This is a genomic window from Roseinatronobacter bogoriensis DSM 18756 (assembly GCF_004366635.1).
In the GTDB taxonomy this organism is placed as follows: Bacteria; Pseudomonadota; Alphaproteobacteria; order Rhodobacterales; family Rhodobacteraceae; genus Roseinatronobacter; species Roseinatronobacter bogoriensis.
In genome coordinates this window covers 100,825-119,544 of sequence record NZ_SORN01000003.1, presented here as the reverse complement: position 1 = coordinate 119,544, position 18,720 = coordinate 100,825, and the positions used below count along the sequence as shown (strand labels likewise).

Genomic DNA, 18,720 nt, shown 5'->3' with positions numbered 1-18,720 from the left:
AACTTTGCTCCAATCAATGGCGGTTCAGGCAAGCATTGTCTGCATAATATCCACAGGGACGGGGCTGCCCTCGCTTTGACTTACGGTTCCAAAATCATGCTCGGGCGCAGGCGAGATCATGTCATCAGCCAGAAAGGCCACGGCCTCGTTCGCCAGTGCACCTAATTGCACGCCGGTTGGCGCTGCGCTGTCATCTATCAAGCCAACCTGATAAATCAGCGCGTCGCTATAAACCTCTCCGCCAGCCATGACGATGGAATCCATGCCCTCTGAAATGATCTTGGCCGCATTGATCTGTGCGTTGGAACCGCTGGTGACTGTGACATCAGGCCCTGCAGCAGTGCTGAACATATCCTTGATGAAATGAATCTGATCGGAATCGCCCAGATAATTGACCTGCTCGATCACATTGGTCTGGATCAGGTCGCCATCAATATACAGGACCGATAGCATCTCCTTTCCGGCAAAGATGTTGTCGCGCGCCACATCAGCGGACAGGGTTTTGCCGCCTGCCTTCAGGTCATCCAGCGCTTTGGCAAAATTGTCCTTTTGCGCCACCTGACTATCTATTCCCGTGGTCGCGATCGTCGCCATGTTCAGTTGCAGATTATCACCTGCATGCAGATTGGCGCCTTCGGGGACCGCGCCAGACACGACGTCCTGATCCAGCATTACATTGATCTGGGAAATCTGGTTCAGCGTGACCATGCTGCCGCCGACCATGATCAGATCATAGTGAAACCCAAGGTTCAGGATCAGCGTCTCGTTGAAAACAGTGTTCTCGCCCGTGCCGATATAGGTCGCCGCGCCCGAGAAGGTCACTTCCACGCGGTCGTAATCGGTGGCGAAAATATGCTGTTGCACCCAGTTCATCATTACCAGGTCGCCTTCCAGCCGGGTGACATTCCAGAAAGCAGGCAGACCAGCCGAACCACCACTATGGCCATGGGCTTGCCCCTCTTCATCCGCCCAGGAGCTGTAATTTTCCAACTGTGCAACATTCAGGGATTTGGATGGCGCGGCCGTGGCCTGATCTGGCAGCAGGGCTGACTCCACCCGCACATTGACTTGAGAGATCACATCAAGGCGCAGCACATTCTGAGACACAGCGATCACTGGCGCATCGACCCAGACCGCCTTGAGCACAGTTTCATTGACGACCCGATTGCCGCCAGTGACCACATGGTGACCGGGGTCAACGCCAAATGGGGTGGGGTCATACTGTGTTATGCCATCAGGCGGAAGGTCGCGTTCAGTTATCGTCGCCTCCTCCTCGTCGTCCTCCTTGGGTTGCAGGAATTGCGGCATCAGTTCCGTGACTATGGGCATCTCTTCAGCCTGCTGGCCATTGATGAAGATGCCCTCGGCAGCTTCGCCGCGCAAAAAGGCCACGTCCAAGCCGTCATAGGCGGGCAACTCGACCTCGGCCAAGGACATCGTCATCTGCAACGCAGAGTCGTAGACCGTCCCGTCTTCGGGGCTCCATACCCACGGGTCAACAAGGCTGAGTGAGCGGGCAAATCCGCCCAGTTCAACAAGCTGCGCCAACAGCAAGGCAGGGTCTGTAAAACTGGCGCTTCCATCAAAGAGCAGAAGATCATTGTCACTTAGAAACGCGGTCTGTTTGACCATCAAAACAATGGAGTTCGGGATAATCTCAAAGGAATGCCCGATGACGACAATACTCCCGAACCAAGGCATAGGAATGATCGTCTGTTCAGGGGTGGAGTGATAGATTTCCGGCGTATCCAAGGGTTTTGGGGGAAGATTCATAGGGCCCACCGCAGCGCCAGAGGTGCCGGATTCGCCCTGTGCCTTGGTGCTTTTCAAACCTGTCTTGACACTGCTTTCGGGCAAAGAGGCGCGGCCATAAAACGGGTCTTCATACAGCGGGTCCAGTTCGGGGTTGTCGCGCGAAAGCCGAAAGGACTGGTATTCGATGCGCAGTTTTGCCGCTTCAGTTTCAAGATGAAACAAGCCAATGAAATGTGCGATCTCTTCGCTGATACGGTCCAATGCCATGATGCTTGTCCCTGATTTTGTCGGCGACGCACTTGAGTTGGTGATGAAAAATTGAAAACCGGGGCCGGAAACCAGCCCCGGTTCGAAGCGTTTGCGATCAGCTCAGATCGTCGTGGCCAACGATGCTGGAGCTGAGAGAGCCACCCACAACCGTCATATCGACCGAGTTGCCAAGTACATTGGCACCCATGACGATATTCTGGTTGAAGGCCGTGGTGTTGACCGCTGCGGCGGCCGAGGCGTAGGATTCACCGGTTACATAACCGTCGTCACCATTGCCCGAGCCCCAGGACCCGGCATTGCCACCCATGCCGCCCGCGCCGGTGGTGGCGTTGCCGCCCATACCGCCGATGGCATCGCCGACTGTTCCGGCCCCACCAAGCGCGCCGCCGCCCATGATGTCACCGCCGCCGCCGCCGGCCGCATTTGCATAGCCCGAGCTGCCACCTACGCCGCCGGTTGTTGATGCAGTGCCGGAAACGCTGGTGTTGTTGATGGCATCGTCATCAGACCAGCCATTGCCGCCATAGCCTGCAATCGCGTCAGCCATGCTGTCTGCACTGCCGTCGATATCGCTGGTGGCAAAGACCTGTGCCAGACCGCCGTCACCACTGCCGGCCCCAGCGCCGCCATGCCCGGCACCGTCCGCACCTGCGCCCGATCCGGAGCTGTTTGACGCCTGACCGCCTGACGCATGGCCACCTGAACCCGACCCAGTGCCGGTCCCGGCAGAGTCGGCATCTGCAAGGCCGCCCGTGCCCATGCCGCCAATGCTGGTGGCATCGGCCAAAGCATCTGCTGCTGCATCAGCATCGCCCGCAGATGACCCAGTGTCGCCACCATCGCCCGCCGTGGAATTGCCAGTGCCATTACCAGTGCCAGTGGCGATCGGATCGCCCGAGGTTGCGCCGCTTCCGGCATCGCCCCCGTCGGCAAAGGACAGCGCTGCGGCAAGAATACCCAGCGCACCCGCGGCAGACCCGGCACCACCGCCATTTGCGGCGCTGTCAGCCTCGCTATCGGCATCAGCCAGCCCTACGCCCAGACCCAGCGCGCCTGCATCACCGCCCGCGCCACCATTTCCGGAATTGGAATCGGTTTCAGCATCTGCGCTTGCATCCGCATCCGCTTCGGCATCCGAGGCGCCGCCAGTGCCGCCGCCAGCCAGCGCACCCGCACCGGACAGGCCAAGGCCCAGACCGACGCCATCGGCACCCGCATCACCGCCTGCTGCATCCGAGGCATTCGACTGTGACCCGGCAAGACCGACCCCAAGGCCGACCCCTACCGCCAGCGCATCGCCGCTGTCACCACCTGAAGCGCTGCCATCCTGATCGCTATTGCCATCATTGCGGGCATCGGAATCGGCATCGGCACTGCCACCGTTACCGCCATCGCTGTTGCTGTTGGTCGCTGCATCGCCAGAGGCCATGCCCATGACGCTACCGCCCGTTGTATGCGCACCGCCACCTTCGCCCGAATGGGCATCGCTGTCACCGCCCTCACTTTCGGCATCGGTGCTGGCCATTGCCATGCCACCAAAGGCTTTTCCACCAGTGGCGCCACCGCCATTTGCAGCGGCATGACCGCCGCCTGCAGCACCATCAGATGAGGCATTGATCCCCTCTGACGCGCTGGCGTTGCCGCCATTGGCATTGCCCTTCTGTTCGAAATCGGCGTTGTTGGCCACGACCGGGCTGTCAAGGAAGTCATTATCGACCAGATTATTCGCCTGACCGATCGCGAAAGCGTTGCTATTGCCATCCCCGAAGGTCAGGTTGTTCAACACATCGCTCATGTTCAGGTCGTTGCCGGGCGAATAGTCACCCCCCACACCCAGAACATCACCCATCGAGGCATTCCCGCTCAGGTCAATGTCGATGAAGTCATCATCGCGCGGGATCCACTCGCCGCCGCCAAAGTCAATATTCACAGAGTTGTAATTGTCATTGGCGCTGTTGCCGGATTGGTCAACGGACTGCCCCTGACCTTGGTGCTGACCTTGCCCCTGATCCTGACCTTGGCCTTGCCCCTGGTCTTGGCCTTGGCCTTGGCCCTGATCCTGACCTTGGCCTTGCCCTTGGCCCTGATCCTGACCTTGCCCTTGGCCCTGCGACAGATCGTTTACAACCGTATTGTCGACATCGGTTTCTTGTTGCTGGGCTTGGACGTCAAGGTCGATATCGGCCTTGGCAACGAGGATATTGGTGTCGAAATCAGCGTTGATGGTGTCGATATTGACGTCATCAATCATGAAATTGTTGTTTCTGTTATTACTCATCGGACTTTCCTCATGCTACGCCTGTCCGGTCACCAATCATCTCAAAAGTGACAACTGTCAGGCGGGTTTCAGGATTTGCGATTTCAAAGTCTTCGGGCTTTCATGTTGAAGATTTCTTCAGCAGGATGTCCCGGCGCATTGGCATATCGGTCAGCTCCCCCCTTTCTACAGGCGCAGAGGCGCATGCGGCCAAGGCGGATGCCTTGGGCGTTCGCGGCTGCTTGCCCGTTCTTGCGAATTCACAAAGCGGCACATCCGATTGTGATGGATGTGTCGTTACGCAAAGCCGCCCAAAAATTGAGCGGTTTGCGAAGTATCACACTGAAATCAAAGATTCGAAAGTTGGACAAAGGGTTAGGTAGGTCTTAGGTCCGCAGCGATCTTTCTTAAGCCTTTGCAATTTATGTAGATTATTCCAGTTACTAAAACTGGGATTATATGTCCCCCTGCGCCCATCTGATTCAGGATCAGGTGCTCCATTCGGGGAATTCTCTCTCTATCTCGCCGCAAGACGTGGCTGTGAACCAACCGACAGTCACGCCAGAAATGGTCGACATAACAACCACAATTCAGGTGCTTGGTTGAGTTTGAACTCTGACACTCGCATGTCGCTTCTTGATTATGCCTTGCATCACCACCCCGTGCGTTCAGCCGGTCGTTCAAAACCACAAAAAAAATTTCCGCACTTTCTCTGGAACCAATCGCCCATCGTCAGGTTAGCCCCGAACCTAGCCAAGTGGAGTATATGCTTTTGGTTAGTAATGCTGGGGACACCCTACGTTTTAGAAATCATATAATCGGCTTTGGACTTCCTGGAGGGACTCCATGTTGGAACATGATCGTATAAACACACTCGGCCCTGCGGTCACTGCCGAAACAACAGACTTTCTGGTGTTTCTTGGCAGTGCACTTGTTTTCCCCAACCCGATCTTGCGACTGGCCGAGCAAGAAGCCGGGCGCGCGCAGGCGGTCCGGGTCAGTTCAGTTATTGACCTATTTTTACTGGCAAGAAACCGGTCGGCTGCGATCAAGAAAGTTTTCATAGATGATCTGCTGCTGGCGGATACGCTGAATAGTTTTGATGAGTTATGCCGGAACCTGAAAGGCGCGGATTGGATCCTCGCATATCGTGACAAGAACGTGGCGCGGCATTTGCTTGCGGAACGCACTCGTTCGCCGCATCTTGCGCAGATACTGCTATTGCCGATGTCGCTGCCAATCTGCCCCTGGGCTTCGATGCTGCGACTGGTTCTTGCGGGCCAGTTTATTGCACCGGGCGACCTTATTGGCCCGATACCGGATGAGCAGACGCAACCAGAACGGCACGACCCCGCACCTTCAGCGCGCCGGGCACCTGAGATCAATGCCGAAACGCTCACCAAGCCTGCCTTGACCCGCCGTGAAAAAGAAGTCCTGGCTCTTGTCTCGCAAGGGGGGCGCAACAAGAGCATCGCGCATCAGATGTCGCTGTCTGAGCATACGGTCAAATTGCACTTGCATAACGCGATCACCAAAATCGGGGTGCGCAATCGCACCGAGGCGGCGAATTGGTACTTGTCCCGCCAGATCGGAGGGGGACATGAAATCTGACTCACCTACCCCGGAGGTGTTCAGCGCCACTGATTTCGACGATATTCTGCTGTTGATCGGGCGGCTGAATTACTCTTGGACGAACACGGAAAGCCTTTTGCTCCACCTTATCGCGGGGCTTGCGGGAACAACCAAAGATGTTGCGGTGGTGATCTTCTTGACCCTGAATACCACGCGGGCGCGTGTCGATCTTGTCGAAAGACTGGCCAAGATGAACACCCAAGACACCGCCGAGCGCGAAGCCGTTCTGAAATTAACGCGCGCCCTGATGCGTCTGTCAGGGGCGCGCAATCGCTTCAACCATTGCATCTATGCCTTTGACCCGGATGGCGGGCCGCCAAAATCCATTCTGATGCGCATCGCCGACCGCAAGGATAGCATCCGCATGGGCCAGTCACTGGATCTGGATGCAGCGGCACTTGACCATATCCGCCAATCCATTGATGAATTGGCGAAGATAAACCAGTCGATATGGGGACATATTGCGCATTACGGTTATCCGGTTTAGCGGCCGGTGATATTTGCGAAAACTGACTGGGCCGCATTGGTCCGGATCATGCGCACAACACCTATTTCACGCGGCTGGCTTTTGATGTGTGCATGCTAAGATAAGAAACCCGTCCTGGAACAGAGGTCGGGGCTTCTCGTTTTTCGCCTTGGTCAATTCAGTTCTCGGTGGCCGTCGACTCATGTGCGAAACGGTAAAACAAGTTCGGCTCTGAAACGATGAAGAGGCGCCCCTCATTATCCATCGTCACCCCCTCTGCCTGCGGGATTGCGGACTGCAAGCCATGCATGCCCGCCCGCAAGCGCAGCACATTGACCAACTGCCCATCTTCATCATATTCGAGCAGCATTTTTGAAGCATCGCTCAAGAGAAGGAGTTTTCCCGAAGGCTCGTGCCGTATGAGCGACGAGAGGTCCAGCAGGGCAAGCCGGTGCAGCCATGGCAGACGATGAGACCTGACAGACAAGAACCGCTCTTGATCCGGGTCCTCTGGATAAAGCCCATCGACCACCAGTAACCTGATCGGTAGCCGCTCCTGCACCAGATAAAGCCGGTTGTTTCGAGAATCCCATGAAGCGCCCTCGAACCCCAAATTTCGGAAATTACCAAAGTCGAGTTTCAGGGCGGGGGGCCCATCAAGTGTCAGAACTTCGGTATGCGGGTCAATATGAACAAGATGTATCGACTGATCCCTTTCATCAGCGATCAGAAACTTGTTTCCGTGCAAATGGCTGATGCCTTCTGTGTCTTTCGCACCTTTGATTGGAATAAGGCGCAGAAGCGCGCCATCTGTGCTCACCTCTGCCACGGCGGGGGGATTGTTGATGACGGTAAACAATGTGTTCGTATTCGCCGCATATGTGAGGCCAGACAGATTTTTGTCCAACCCTTCAACGGCCAAACCGTCGATATCGACAACAAGGTCCGCCAAAATGCTGTCGGTAACAAAATGGCCGCGCCCTGCCGGGCTTGCCATCATCAGCGCTGGCGACAATGCGCCAGACAACCAAGCCCAGACCAATATTGCGACGGCACCCAAAACGAAAAACGCCCGTCCAAGCCAACCGAAGCGGCGTTTTGCTGAACTGTTTGTCATAGCATTCCCCATGCTTTCAGCACCCGTGGACAAAAGCGCCCGCTTTAGACGATTTGCGATGAACCAAATAAGCGATTGGTAGATCAAACGAACATTGATTGGCGCGATTCTGATCGTGGCTGGCTGCACCAATCTGTAGTTGCGCTATGTCAAAAGCGCACAACCGTCAAGCTGATGAAATTGAAGCGATTGGTCAGAGAATGCAGGCTTTCGCCGCTGCGGTGCTATTGTCCAGCCTGCCCCCGCAAGGACCCGCAAAGAAGGCGGATGACAAAACACTTGCGGCAAAGTTTCAGCACCGTGCGCCCCGCCACATGAATCGCCGGAGTGATACGCGATCGTCACCCAATCTGTCACACAACGTCCGAACAAAGCCTCTGTCGCAGACAAGATTTCATGGTTTCGTCATGGAAGCGTTATGCGACCGTTACCGAAGCCTGAGATCACGCAGACGTCCCGTTTTGGGGCGCACCGCTGCCAACCTGACCTGGAGATCTCTCATGCACACCAAGGCTCTTGCTGCACTGCTCGTTGCGACGACAGCGCTGAGTACCTTTCCCTTGACCGCCAGCGCCGATTGGCGCAATGACCTGCCTGTGTTCCGCATCGGCCTTTTGGGCGGCGAGAATGAAGCCGACCGCCTGCGCAACAATGACTGCATGGCCACGGCATTGTCCGAACGCCTTGGTGTTCCGGTCGAGATGTTCCCCGCACCCGATTATGCCGGCGTAATGCAGGGCCTGCTGGCAGGCCAGCTGGATTATGCGGCGCTGGGCGCATCAGGCTATGCAGGCATTTACCTGCAGGATGCGGACGCGGTTGAACCGATCTTCGTGACCAAGGAAGCGGACGGGTCGCTGGGCTACATTGCGCCGATGTATGTGCGCGCCGACAGTGACATCCATTCACTGGAAGATATGGAAGGCCATTCACTGGCCTATGCCGACCCCAATTCGACATCGGGCTATATCGTCCCGCGTTTTGAATTGCGCCGCGCCGGTATCGTTGAAGAAGAATTTTTCAGCCGCACCGGCTTTGGTGGCGGGCATGAACAGGCAGTCATTGCCGTGCTGCAAGGCCAGTATGATGCAGGTGTGACATGGGCCTCGGGTCAGGGTGACCCTGCCGAAGGGTATACCCGCGGAAACCTGAAACGCATGATCGACAACGGCCTGTTGGATATGGCCGATCTGCGCATCATCTGGGAAAGCCCGATCATTCCCAATGGTCCGATCGTGATCCGTCAGGCCCTGCCGCAAGAGGTCAAGGACATCGTTATCGATTATCTGGCGACCCAGCATGAACAGGATATCGAGTGCTACTACAACGTAAGCTATGGCGAGGGGTTGGGCTGGGAGCCTGTGACCCATGAATTTTTCGAGGGCATTGTGGAAATGCGCCGCGAAGAACTTGCCGGTTCGCGCTGATCGAACCTGAAGGGTGGCCCGTCACGGGCCGCCTTTTTTTCATGGCCTGCGCGGGGAAATGTGCGGGGGCGTTTTGATACTCCACCAAAAGGACCACCACCATGACCAGAACACTCACTGGCGCTGCTGCCACGCTTGCCGTCCTCATGACCTCTGTGATGCCTGCTGCCGCAGACTGGCGCGCGGATTTCGGCACTTATAATATCGGAATCCTGTCGGGCGAGAATGAGGCCGACCGCCTTCGCCGCTACAGCTGCCTACAGGAATTGATGGCCGATACACTGGGCGTTCCTGTCGAACTGTATCCCGCCGCTGATTACGCAGGCGTCATGCAGGGCTTGCTTGCGGGCCAGTTGCATCAGGCCGGACTGGGCGCATCGGGCTATGCCGGTATTTACCTGCAAGACCCCGAGGCGGTCGAGGTTGTGATGACATCGGCCAATGTCGATGGGTCACTGGGGTATTATTCCGTTATCATCACCCGCGCAGACAGCGGCATTGAAAACATCGAGGATATGGCGGGTCGCAGTCTGGCCTATGCTGATGCCAATTCGGCCTCCGGCTATCTTTTCCCGCGTGCCGAATTGCGTCTGGCCGGTATCGAGGACAGCTATTTCGGCACTGTGGGCTTTTCCGGCGGGCACGAACAAGGGGTGATCGCCGTCCTGCAAGGCCAGTATGATGCCGCCGCCACATGGTCGTCCCTGCTGGGCGAGGCGTCCGAGGGCTACAGCCGTGGCAATATCCGGCGCATGGTCGATAACGGCCTGCTGAATATGGATGATATCCGCTTCATCTGGACCTCGGACCTGATCCCGAACGGCCCGACAGTGCTGCGCAAGGACTTGCCCGCGGAAGCCCGCGAACTGGTGCTGGACCTGTTCCTGAACATGAAGGACCGCCAGCCCGACTGTTACGAGGCCACAATCGGCGGCGAAGGCGGCGGCTTCGTCGAGATCGACCATGAATTCTATGAAACCGCAGTGCGCATGCGTCAGGACGAAATCGCGGGTTCACGCTAGCGCCTGACATCGACACACACAGGCTCTTGCATCGGCAAGGGCCTGTCTTTTTTCGCGGCCCCGCCGCTGACAGGAGTAGACCCCATGCTGGAATTCAAGGGACTGACCAAACAGTTCAACAGCACCGTTGCCGTCAAACCCGCAACCTTCACCATCCCTGACGGGCAGATGGTGGGTATTATCGGGCGGTCTGGCGCGGGCAAATCCACGCTTTTGCGCATGATCAACCGCCTGAACGAACCATCAGGCGGGCAGATGCTGTTTCAGGGGCGCGACATTACCGCGCTGAAGGGGCGCGAGTTGCGCCAGTGGCGCAATGAATGCGCGATGGTGTTCCAGCAATTCAACCTTGTGGGCCGCCTGAACGTGCTGACCAATGTCATGTCGGGGCGGTTGTTCCATCATGGCTTTGCCTCCTCGATGATGGGGATATTCACCGCCAAGGAACGCGCATTCGCCATTCGCGCGCTGGACCGGCTGGGCATGGCGCATGTGGCGCTGCAACAGACTGACACTTTGTCGGGCGGGCAGATGCAGCGTGTGGCCATTGCGCGTGCACTGGTGCAGGAACCGCGCATCATGCTGGCTGATGAACCCATCGCCAGCCTTGACCCGCTGAACGCCAAAGTGGTCATGGACGCGCTGCGCGCCATCAACCGCGAAGACGGGCTGACGGTCATTTGCAACCTGCATACGCTGGACACCGCGCGCCAGTATTGCGACCGTATCATCGGCATGCAGGATGGCGTCATCGTCTTTGACGGCACGCCAAAGGACCTGACCGACCGCGCCGCGCGCGAGATCTACGGCGCCGAAGCCGAGGAGGCCTTCTCTGAAGCCATGACATCAACTGCCCTGCGTCCGCAGCCCGTGGCGCAGCCCGAAGCGCGCGTGGTGAACTGAGATGGCAAGTGTCACAACAAACGGCCAGGATCGCGACCCGGTTTCCCTGTTCGAGACCCATCGCCGCCAGATGATCCGCGACCGGATGGTGGTCAATATAACACTGGGCGTGGCGTTTCTGGGGTTTCTTTTGTGGTCACTTTGGATTTCGCGATTCACGCCGGACCGGCTGGCAACGGGCCTGCCGCGCATTTTCGAATATTTCGGCTCCGTCATGCCGACGCTGCAATGGGACGTCCTGTTTGATGGGCGCAACGAGGCAGGGCGATTTCCACCTGGCTCTATCGGGTATTGGTACAATGATTTCTGGAAGTATATGCGCCTGATATGGGAAACGATCCTTATGGCGCTGACGGCCACGATACTTGGCACAGGCCTGGCCGTAGCCCTGTCATTCATCGCCGCGCGGAATTGCGCGCCCTTTCCCTGGGCCGGTGTGCTGGCGCGACGATTTCTGGAATTCTGCCGTGGGGTGCCGGAAATTCTGTTTGCGCTGGTGCTGGTCTTTGCCGTGGGCATTGGCCCTCTTGCCGGCGTTCTTGCGATTACCATTCACGCGACGGGTGCGTTGGGAAAGCTGTTCTCGGAAGTGAATGAAAATGCTTCTATGCGCCCGGTGGACGGCATCAAGGCTGTGGGCGGGTCATGGTTTGAACAGATGCGGTATGGCGTGTTACCGCAAGTCCTGCCGAATTTTACATCCTACGCCTTGTGGCGCTTTGAGATAAATGTGCGGGCATCCGCCGTGGTCGGGTTTGTCGGCGCAGGCGGGATCGGGGCGGAACTCAGCCATACGATCAGCTTCTATTCAGATGACCGTGTGACGGCCGTGCTGCTGCTGGTCGTGCTGACGGTTACGGCCATTGACCTGCTGTCCGAGCGCGCGCGCCACAGTCTGATTGGCAAGGAGTCCCTGAAATGAGCACACTTACATTTCACGCCATTTCCGACGCCGATATCGCGGCTGCGCGCAAGCGCCATCCAAAGGCTTTTGGCGATCCGTTCGTGGCCACACTGAAAGCCGCAAGCTGGGCCTTTGTCATCGTCTATCTGATCTGGTCACTCGGCTTTTTCGAGATCGGAAAACTGCTTGCCGCGTCAGACCGGGCCTGGGCGCTGATCACCCGGATGGTGGTCTGGCAGGATATGGCGACATGGCAATATGCCAATATCTACAAAGGCATTGCGCAAACCATCGCCATGGCCTTTGTCGGCACGTTGCTGGGAACGATCTTTGCGCTGGGGCTGGCCTTTCTGGCGGCGCGCAACACCATGCCGGTGGGCCTGTTCCGCCATGCTGTGCGGCGACTGCTGGACGTGTTTCGCGGCATCGACCAGATCGTGTGGGGTCTGGTCTTTGTGCGCGCCGTGGGGCTGGGACCATTGGCGGGCGTCCTTGCGATCTGGATCTCTGACATGGGCAATCTGGCCAAGCTCTACTCGGAAGCGATTGAAAATATCGACCGCAAGCAGGTCGAAGGGGTGCGTGCCACCGGCGCGGATACGGGCCGGATCATCCGCTATGGATACCTGCCCCAGATATTGCCGGTTTTCATATCCTTGTCGCTGTATTCCTTTGAATCCTCCACCCGGTCGGCGACCATTCTGGGGCTGGTTGGCGCTGGCGGGATCGGGATGATCATCATCGAGCGGTTCCGCGCGGGCCTGTTCGATCAGGTGGCCTTTGTCGTGCTGAATGTGTTGATTGTGATCGCAATCATCGACTGGGGTTCAGGCTTGATCCGCAAGCGCTTCATCGGTGAGCGCGGGCATTGATCTGACGGTTTCACAGATGGCTTCCGCCGGAGCCTCCGGCGGGAGTATTTCGTGCAAGAGAATGAGGGTCAGTTGCATATTCTTATTACAGGCGCGGGACGAGGGATCGGGCGCGCAATAGCAATAGAGGCGCTTTCGCGTGGCTGGCAGGTCAGTGGAACCGTGCGCCAAAATGGCGATGCGCCCCAAGGCGTGACGGAACACCTGGTCGATATGCGGGACCGTGACAGGCTACGCGCAATCGGGACGAAGCTGGGGCCGGTTGATGTGCTGATCAATAATGCCGGGGTGATAGGGCCAGAACGGCAGGCCACGCTGGACATGGATTTTGATGGCTTTGCGGACACATTTCTGATCAACACGCTTGCCCCACTTGCAATGGCACAGGCCGTGCTTCCCAAGATGCCGGATGGCGGGCGTATTTTGACGATTTCCAGTCAGATGGCGTGGATGGGATATGCCAAATCCGACCGGATTGCCTACCGCGCCTCGAAAGCTGCGGTGAACAAGATAATGCAGGGTCTGGCCACGGATGTGCGGGCGCGACAGATAGCTGTCGCGCTGATTGATCCCGGCTGGGTGCGTACAGATATGGGCGGACCAGATGCCAAGGAAAACGCAACTCAGGTCGCGCACGGTATTTTGGAGATTGCCAGCACATTGGACATGGCCCAGACTGGGCAGTTCGTGCGCTGGACAGGAGAGGGGCGCGAATTTTGATGACCCGCAAGCTTTCACCCGATGGGGCATTGGTTCACCCGGATTGCACGATCCGGGACAGCGACTTTGGCATCTATACGGAAATTGGCGCGGGATCGGTGCTGTTGAACACCACAATGGGCGATTACAGTTACTGCGCGCGGGGCTGTGATATTGCAAATGCGACCATCGGCAAATTCGTCAATATCGCCGCCAATGTGCGCATTGGTCCGACCGATCACCCGATGGACCGCGCAAGCCTGCATCACTTCCTGTACCGGTCAGACCTTTACTGGCCTGATGAAGCACCCGATACTGCGTTTTTCGAACGGCGCGCGGAACGGCGGGTCACAATCGGCCATGATGTCTGGATCGGGCATGGCGCGATCATCCGCCCTGATGTAACCGTCGGCCATGGTGCCATCATCGGTGCGGGGGCCGTTGTCACGCGCGACGTGGCGCCCTACACGGTCGTTGTCGGCGTCCCGGCCGAGAAGCTGCGACGTCGCTTTCCCAAGCAGATTGCGCGGCGGTTAACAGAGCTTGCGTGGTGGGACTGGGACCATGACCGCCTGCGCATGGCACTGTCTGATTTTCGACATATGGAGGTTGAGGCGTTTCTGGCGAAATACGAAGATGTGACGCTGCATTGAGGGCCAATATTCTCCCCCTCGCAGCCAGGCGCATCACGTCCCGACGGATTCTTCGACAAGCTTGCCAAGGAACCTTTCCAGATTCGGGTCCGAATCGTGGAAAGGCGCGTCGTCAAAACGAAACCATTGCATTGCCCGGTATTCGCGCCTGTCATATTCCGGCAAGGCACCCGCCACCCCCTGTAGCGGATACCACAGCGACACATCTTCATGCGGATGTGCACCAATGGTTTCAGCGATGGTCAGGAACACTGGGCCATCTCGCAGAAAACGGGCTGGTATGCGCAATTCCTCAAGGCATTCGCGCCGCACCGTGTCGCGCGGATGCTCAGCCGGTTCGACATGTCCGCCGGGCGGCAGCCACAGGCCTGAACTGATATGGTCGCCCAACAGCACCTGACCTTGATCGATCACCGGAAAATAGCTGACCAGATGCATGCGCGGGGTCGCGGGGGGCGCCACACGACACAGGACCGCCCCAGAGCGCACCCAGTCACGCGCGCGGCCCAGATGGTCATGCTCCAGCAGATCAATGGGGCGGATCCGCCCGATTTCTGTCTCTATTATTCCGGCATATGTCATGTCAGACTTATTGCGCGGCAAGGGCATAGGGCAAAGGTGCCTGTAAAAGACGGTATGCCGCCTGAAGACTTGCAAAGGCAATCTGACCCTGCACGAGAGTTGCCTCAACGCGGCGGGTCTTGGGGTTCATCACCACAAGATCGGCGCGCTGGCCGGGCAGAAGGCTGCCGCGATCAGACAGGCCCATGATCTGTGCAGGGCGGGTAGAGATCATTTCCCAGGCATGGGCGAAGGACAATGCACGCATATCCGCAATCTCCCACGCCGCTTGCGCCAGCGCCGGAATGTAATAGTCAGAAATCAGCGCATCGCACAGCCCCTCTTCGACCAGTTCCATCGCGGCAATATTGCCGGATTGAGAACCGCCACGCACGATATTCGGCGCCCCCATCAGGACCGGTTCATTCGCCGCACGCGCGGCATTGGCGGCCGCGAGTGAGGTGGGGAATTCGCAAATGGTCGCGCCAATGCCGCGATAGAAAGCACGGGTTTCTGCATCCGGGTCGTCATGCGATCCCATCATCACCCCGGCCAGACGCAGATCAGCCGCGAGGGATGTCAGGAAAGTCGGGATTTCCGGGCCTGCCTCGTGGGCTTGATGTACTTTCTTCAGCAGATCTTCGGGCAGATGCCCGTTTTGCAAGGCCCACGCCGCGAAGCGCGCGGGTTTTGAAGCGGCAAGCTCCAGCGCTTCGGGCAAGTGATTGTTGAACACGATGTAATCCAGATGGTAGTCGCGCACGACACCCATAAGGGCTGCATGATCGTGCGGCATATGCGTTTCAAACCGCAACTGGATGCGGATATCCGTCATAAGGCGATGGGCAATCTGGCGACGTGCGTCAAGCAGGGCAACCGCTTCATCCGGCGCGCGCGCCCCACCTTCCCAGGACCAGCTTTGTGCAAACCATGCGGTCGTAACGCCTTGACTTGCCAGTTCTGTATCGGCCGATTGCAGCGCTGCGCGCTTTTCAAACGGGGCGCTGGGTCGGGGGCGGATGTGGCGTTCAAACCCATCGCCATGCAAGTCGATAATCCCGGGCAACACCCAGTAACCTGACAGGTCGATCTCATGCACAGCGCCACCCGATGGCACAAAATGGCCATCGGAAATGAAAAGGTCGCAATCTTCCAGGCTGCCGTTCATTAAGGATAACGCGCCGTTGATGCGCAGATTCTGGGGTGTCATGTATCAGTTCCTTCGCGTTTGGCCCGCGGGTAACTCAGCTATATTGCAATCACGTGACAAAAGCTGCGTTATCTTCGCTTTCCAGAACCAATTCGACACGTTCGCCGACAAAGTATGTTCGGCCAAACTCAACGGGCCGCCCTGTCACATCAACATTGATTGCTTCTGACAGGATAAGTGCGTCGCCCGTAGACAGTTGCAAATGACGTGCTTGCACAGGGTCTGCATTCTGGCCTGTCAACCGCGTGGATTTGCGCAAGTAATCGGCAACTCCCACGTTCGCCAGCGCGCCTGTGACCGAGTTCGTGTCGCGGAGAGCCACCCCAAGCTCGGGAAATCGTGTGGCGCAGAAACACGACCTTGCAAGAGAGATTGGAAGATCATCTGCAAAGCTTATAGCCTCCATCACATGGACTGGCGCACCGGGAACGAGCCCGAGGGCTTTTGCCTCTGCGCTGGATGCGGATTGCTGCGACAGGTGCAGCAATTTGCGCGACGGGGTGCGCCCTGCGGATAGCAGGTTTTGTCGAAACCTTGTACGCGGCCCGATCGGGTAGCGCAGCGGGGCGGCCCGCACGAACACGCCTGCACCGCGTCTGGGTTGAACCAACCCCTCTTCGGCCAAAGCCTGCAAGGCACGCCGAACCGTGTGGCGGTTCACATCAAATCTAAGCGCCAGATCCGCCTCGGTGGGCAAACGTGCACCAGCCCGCCAGACGCCCTGAACGATTTCGCCATGAAGTAGGTCTTTTATGTTCTGCCAAAGGGCGACGCGCTGTGTCATGTCGTGAAACTTTCACAAAATTCCGTTTGATTGAAAACTGTAAACAGCGTATTTGTCTAGTTGTCTATACCGAATTGAGAGATCCGACATGACCGCCGACCCATTGACCCGCCGTGATTGGATGGGCCTTCTTGCGCGTGCGCCTTTGGCACAACTAGACGCCTGCTGGCCCGATGCTGCCCCTGATTTCACATGGCTTCGAAAGCCAGAGGCCGGGACCATGATGGTGCAAGGGCGCGCAGGTGCAGCCGGCGCTGCATTTAATCTGGGCGAAGTGACGGTGACCCGCGCCGCATTGCGGCTTGGCTGTGGCACCGTCGGCCATGCGCTTGTTCAGGGCCGCAGCCCGCGCAAGGCAGAACGTGCCGCATTGCTGGATGCCTTGTTGCAAACAGATGCAGCCGCGCAATTGCACGCGCGCGTTCTGGCGCCTTTGGCCCAGCACGAAACCGAACAGTCGCAGGCCCGCGCCCGCCGCGCCGCCGCCACCAAGGTCGATTTCTTCACGCTTGTACGAGGTGAGCCATGAGCGCCCTATTGACCGCCGGGTTTTCGGACCCCGCCCGCGAAGGCGCGCGCGCCTTTCGACAGGTTCTCGATGCAATGGCGCATCCGGGCCGGATTGTAACGCTTGAGGGGGTTTCTGCCCCTGCGCCTTGCTCTGATGCGGCGGCGATTGCGCTGATGATCCTTGCAGACAGCACAACCCCTTTGCATCTGGCCGGTGCGCATGATTGCCCAGCCATGCGCGAATGGGTTGCCTTCCATCTGGGGGCACCGCTGTGCGCGCCGCAACACGCGGGTTTTGCCTTGGGCACGTGGCAGGCACTTGGCGAGCTTTCAACCTACCAACAGGGCGTGCCGGAATATCCCGATCGCTCTGCCACGCTGATTGTCGAACTGGACCAGTTGCACAACGAAGGCGTCCGGCTGTCAGGGCCGGGCATTGAGAGAGAGGCTTGGCTGAACCTGCCCGATCCGGGTGCATTGCAGCGCAACGCCGCCCGCTTTCCCTTGGGCTGCGATCTGATGTTCACCAGTGGCAAGACACTGGCAGCACTTCCACGTTCCACAAGAATAGAGGTTCCCGATGTATGTCGCCGTTAAAGGTGGAGAGCGCGCCATTGACAACGCGCATAGCTGGCTGGCCGAAGCGCGGCGCGGCGATCACGGCGTGCCTGATCTGGCCTTGGCGCAAATTCGGGAACAGTTATCGCTGGCTATAGATCGCGTCATGGCGGAAGGGTCGCTTTATGATCCTGATCTGGCCGCACTGGCCCTGAAACAGGCGCGTGGCGATGCTGTCGAGGCTGTGTTTCTGATCCGGTCGTTTCGGACAACCTTGCCGCGTTTCGGGGCAACTGTGCCACTGGACACAGGCGCGGCCCAGATCATCCGCCGGATTTCGGCAACCTATAAGGATGCGCCGGGCGGGCAGGTTTTGGGGCCCACCTTTGACTATACCCACCGTCTGTTGGATTTCGATCTGGCCAAAGACGATAGCGTAGCCCCTGCGCCAGAGCTTCCGGCAGCAACGGGGGCTGTGCCGCATATCCTGTCACATCTGAACGCAGAAGGACTGATGCAGCCAGAGAGTGCAGGCGAAGGCGACGTGCCGGACCTGACGCGCGCGCCACTGGAATTTCCCGCAACACGGCCCTTGCGGTTGCAGGCACTGGCACGTGGTGATGAGGGGTTCTTGCTGTCGCTGGCCTATTCGACACAGCGGGGATATGGGCGCAATCATGCCTTTATTGGCGAATTGCGCATCGGTTATGTGCGTGTGTCGGCACAACTGCCCGAGCTGGATTTCGAGATAGAGTTTGCCGAAATCCTGCTGACGGAATGCGAAAGCGTCAATCAGTTTCAGGGGTCAAAGACAGAGCCTGCACAGTTTACGCGCGGCTATGGGCTGGTTTTCGGCCAATCCGAACGCAAGGCCATTTCGATGGCACTGGTCGACCGTGCCTTGCGCGCGCGCGAATTGGGCGAGGATATTGGCACGGCACCCGCACAGGACGAGGAATTCGTGCTGTCACATTGCGACAATATCCAATCCAGCGGCTTTCTGGAGCATATCAAGCTGCCCCATTACGTGGATTTTCAGGCAGAGCTGGAGTTGATCCGAAAATTGCGACGCGATGCCAGCGCCTATCAGGAGGCCGCAGAATGAAGGCCGATCCCTTTC

Annotated in this window: 19 protein-coding genes; 13 read left to right on the top strand and 6 right to left on the bottom strand. The window is 58.1% G+C overall.

Features of this window, described 5'->3' with window-relative positions; translation table 11 throughout:
- Window positions 1-24: 24 nt before the first annotated feature.
- Entirely contained in the window at window positions 25-2,022 is a 1,998-nt protein-coding gene (locus tag EV660_RS08815; protein WP_071479844.1) for a hypothetical protein, read from the bottom strand.
- Window positions 2,023-2,119: 97 nt separating this feature from the next.
- Window positions 2,120-4,303 (bottom strand): hypothetical protein, encoded by a 2,184-nt coding sequence (locus tag EV660_RS18620; protein WP_157798895.1) that lies wholly within the window; start codon window positions 4,301-4,303, stop codon window positions 2,120-2,122.
- A 438-nt stretch (window positions 4,304-4,741) separates the two neighbouring features.
- On the opposite strand from EV660_RS18620, the gene EV660_RS18615 reads away from it, so the two are divergent.
- The 3 genes from EV660_RS18615 (at window position 4,742) to EV660_RS08800 (ending at window position 6,401) form a co-directional block, all read left to right on the top strand.
- Window positions 4,742-4,888, top strand: coding sequence for a hypothetical protein (locus EV660_RS18615; RefSeq protein WP_168800670.1), 147 nt, complete (start codon window positions 4,742-4,744; stop codon window positions 4,886-4,888).
- Window positions 4,889-5,128: 240 nt separating this feature from the next.
- Entirely contained in the window at window positions 5,129-5,893 is a 765-nt protein-coding gene (locus EV660_RS08805; protein ID WP_071479846.1) for a helix-turn-helix transcriptional regulator, read from the top strand.
- Window positions 5,883-6,401 carry a hypothetical protein gene (locus EV660_RS08800; protein WP_071479847.1) on the top strand — a complete coding sequence of 173 codons (519 nt, stop codon included), beginning with the start codon at window positions 5,883-5,885 and terminating at the stop codon, window positions 6,399-6,401. Before EV660_RS08805 ends, EV660_RS08800 begins: the two co-directional genes overlap by 11 nt.
- Before the next feature lie 157 nt (window positions 6,402-6,558).
- On the opposite strand, the gene EV660_RS08795 is transcribed toward EV660_RS08800, so the two are convergent.
- Window positions 6,559-7,497: an SdiA-regulated domain-containing protein gene (locus tag EV660_RS08795; protein ID WP_157798894.1), complete on the bottom strand. Its 939-nt coding sequence runs from the start codon at window positions 7,495-7,497 to the stop codon at window positions 6,559-6,561.
- A 500-nt stretch (window positions 7,498-7,997) separates the two neighbouring features.
- On the opposite strand from EV660_RS08795, the gene phnD (EV660_RS08790) reads away from it, so the two are divergent.
- The 7 genes from phnD (EV660_RS08790) to EV660_RS08760 all read left to right on the top strand — a co-directional run bounded on the left by phnD (EV660_RS08790) (window position 7,998) and on the right by EV660_RS08760 (window position 13,977).
- A complete protein-coding gene (gene phnD, locus EV660_RS08790; RefSeq protein WP_071479849.1) occupies window positions 7,998-8,924 on the top strand; it encodes a phosphonate ABC transporter substrate-binding protein in 927 nt (308 codons plus the stop codon).
- Between the two features lie 101 nt (window positions 8,925-9,025).
- Window positions 9,026-9,946 carry a phosphate/phosphite/phosphonate ABC transporter substrate-binding protein gene (gene phnD, locus EV660_RS08785; RefSeq protein WP_071479850.1) on the top strand — a complete coding sequence of 307 codons (921 nt, stop codon included), beginning with the start codon at window positions 9,026-9,028 and terminating at the stop codon, window positions 9,944-9,946.
- 84 nt (window positions 9,947-10,030) lie between these two features.
- A complete protein-coding gene (phnC, locus tag EV660_RS08780; protein ID WP_071479851.1) occupies window positions 10,031-10,849 on the top strand; it encodes a phosphonate ABC transporter ATP-binding protein in 819 nt (272 codons plus the stop codon).
- A 1-nt stretch (window position 10,850) separates the two neighbouring features.
- The gene (phnE, locus tag EV660_RS08775; RefSeq protein ID WP_071479852.1) at window positions 10,851-11,771 is read left to right on the top strand and encodes a phosphonate ABC transporter, permease protein PhnE; all 921 of its coding nucleotides are present in this window, start codon (window positions 10,851-10,853) and stop codon (window positions 11,769-11,771) included.
- Window positions 11,768-12,625, top strand: coding sequence for a phosphonate ABC transporter, permease protein PhnE (phnE, locus tag EV660_RS08770; protein ID WP_071479853.1), 858 nt, complete (start codon window positions 11,768-11,770; stop codon window positions 12,623-12,625). The genes phnE (EV660_RS08775) and phnE (EV660_RS08770) overlap by 4 nt, the downstream gene beginning before the upstream one ends.
- Before the next feature lie 51 nt (window positions 12,626-12,676).
- Window positions 12,677-13,345 (top strand): SDR family NAD(P)-dependent oxidoreductase, encoded by a 669-nt coding sequence (locus EV660_RS08765; protein ID WP_232727358.1) that lies wholly within the window; start codon window positions 12,677-12,679, stop codon window positions 13,343-13,345.
- A complete protein-coding gene (locus EV660_RS08760) occupies window positions 13,345-13,977 on the top strand; it encodes an LbetaH domain-containing protein (RefSeq protein WP_071479854.1) in 633 nt (210 codons plus the stop codon). The genes EV660_RS08765 and EV660_RS08760 overlap by 1 nt, the downstream gene beginning before the upstream one ends.
- 33 nt (window positions 13,978-14,010) lie before the next feature.
- Here EV660_RS08760 and EV660_RS08755 read toward each other — a convergent pair whose 3' ends face one another.
- The 3 genes from EV660_RS08755 to phnF are packed head-to-tail and all read right to left on the bottom strand — an operon-like array spanning window position 14,011 to window position 16,532.
- A complete protein-coding gene (locus tag EV660_RS08755) occupies window positions 14,011-14,559 on the bottom strand; it encodes an NUDIX domain-containing protein (protein ID WP_071481918.1) in 549 nt (182 codons plus the stop codon).
- 7 nt (window positions 14,560-14,566) lie between these two features.
- The gene (locus EV660_RS08750; RefSeq protein WP_071479855.1) at window positions 14,567-15,748 is read right to left on the bottom strand and encodes an alpha-D-ribose 1-methylphosphonate 5-triphosphate diphosphatase; all 1,182 of its coding nucleotides are present in this window, start codon (window positions 15,746-15,748) and stop codon (window positions 14,567-14,569) included.
- Window positions 15,749-15,797: 49 nt separating this feature from the next.
- Window positions 15,798-16,532, bottom strand: a complete 735-nt coding sequence (gene phnF / locus EV660_RS08745) for a phosphonate metabolism transcriptional regulator PhnF (RefSeq protein WP_071479856.1) — start codon at window positions 16,530-16,532, stop codon at window positions 15,798-15,800.
- An 88-nt stretch (window positions 16,533-16,620) separates the two neighbouring features.
- Here phnF and phnG point away from each other — a divergent pair, with 88 nt between their 5' ends.
- The 3 genes from phnG to EV660_RS08730 are packed head-to-tail and all read left to right on the top strand — an operon-like array spanning window position 16,621 to window position 18,705.
- Window positions 16,621-17,061, top strand: a complete 441-nt coding sequence (gene phnG / locus EV660_RS08740; RefSeq protein ID WP_071479857.1) for a phosphonate C-P lyase system protein PhnG — start codon at window positions 16,621-16,623, stop codon at window positions 17,059-17,061.
- On the top strand, window positions 17,058-17,639 hold the full coding sequence (gene phnH, locus EV660_RS08735) for a phosphonate C-P lyase system protein PhnH (RefSeq protein WP_071479858.1): 582 nt from the start codon (window positions 17,058-17,060) through the stop codon (window positions 17,637-17,639). Before phnG ends, phnH begins: the two co-directional genes overlap by 4 nt.
- The gene (locus EV660_RS08730; protein WP_071479859.1) at window positions 17,623-18,705 is read left to right on the top strand and encodes a carbon-phosphorus lyase complex subunit; all 1,083 of its coding nucleotides are present in this window, start codon (window positions 17,623-17,625) and stop codon (window positions 18,703-18,705) included. Before phnH ends, EV660_RS08730 begins: the two co-directional genes overlap by 17 nt.
- Window positions 18,706-18,720: the final 15 nt, after the last annotated feature.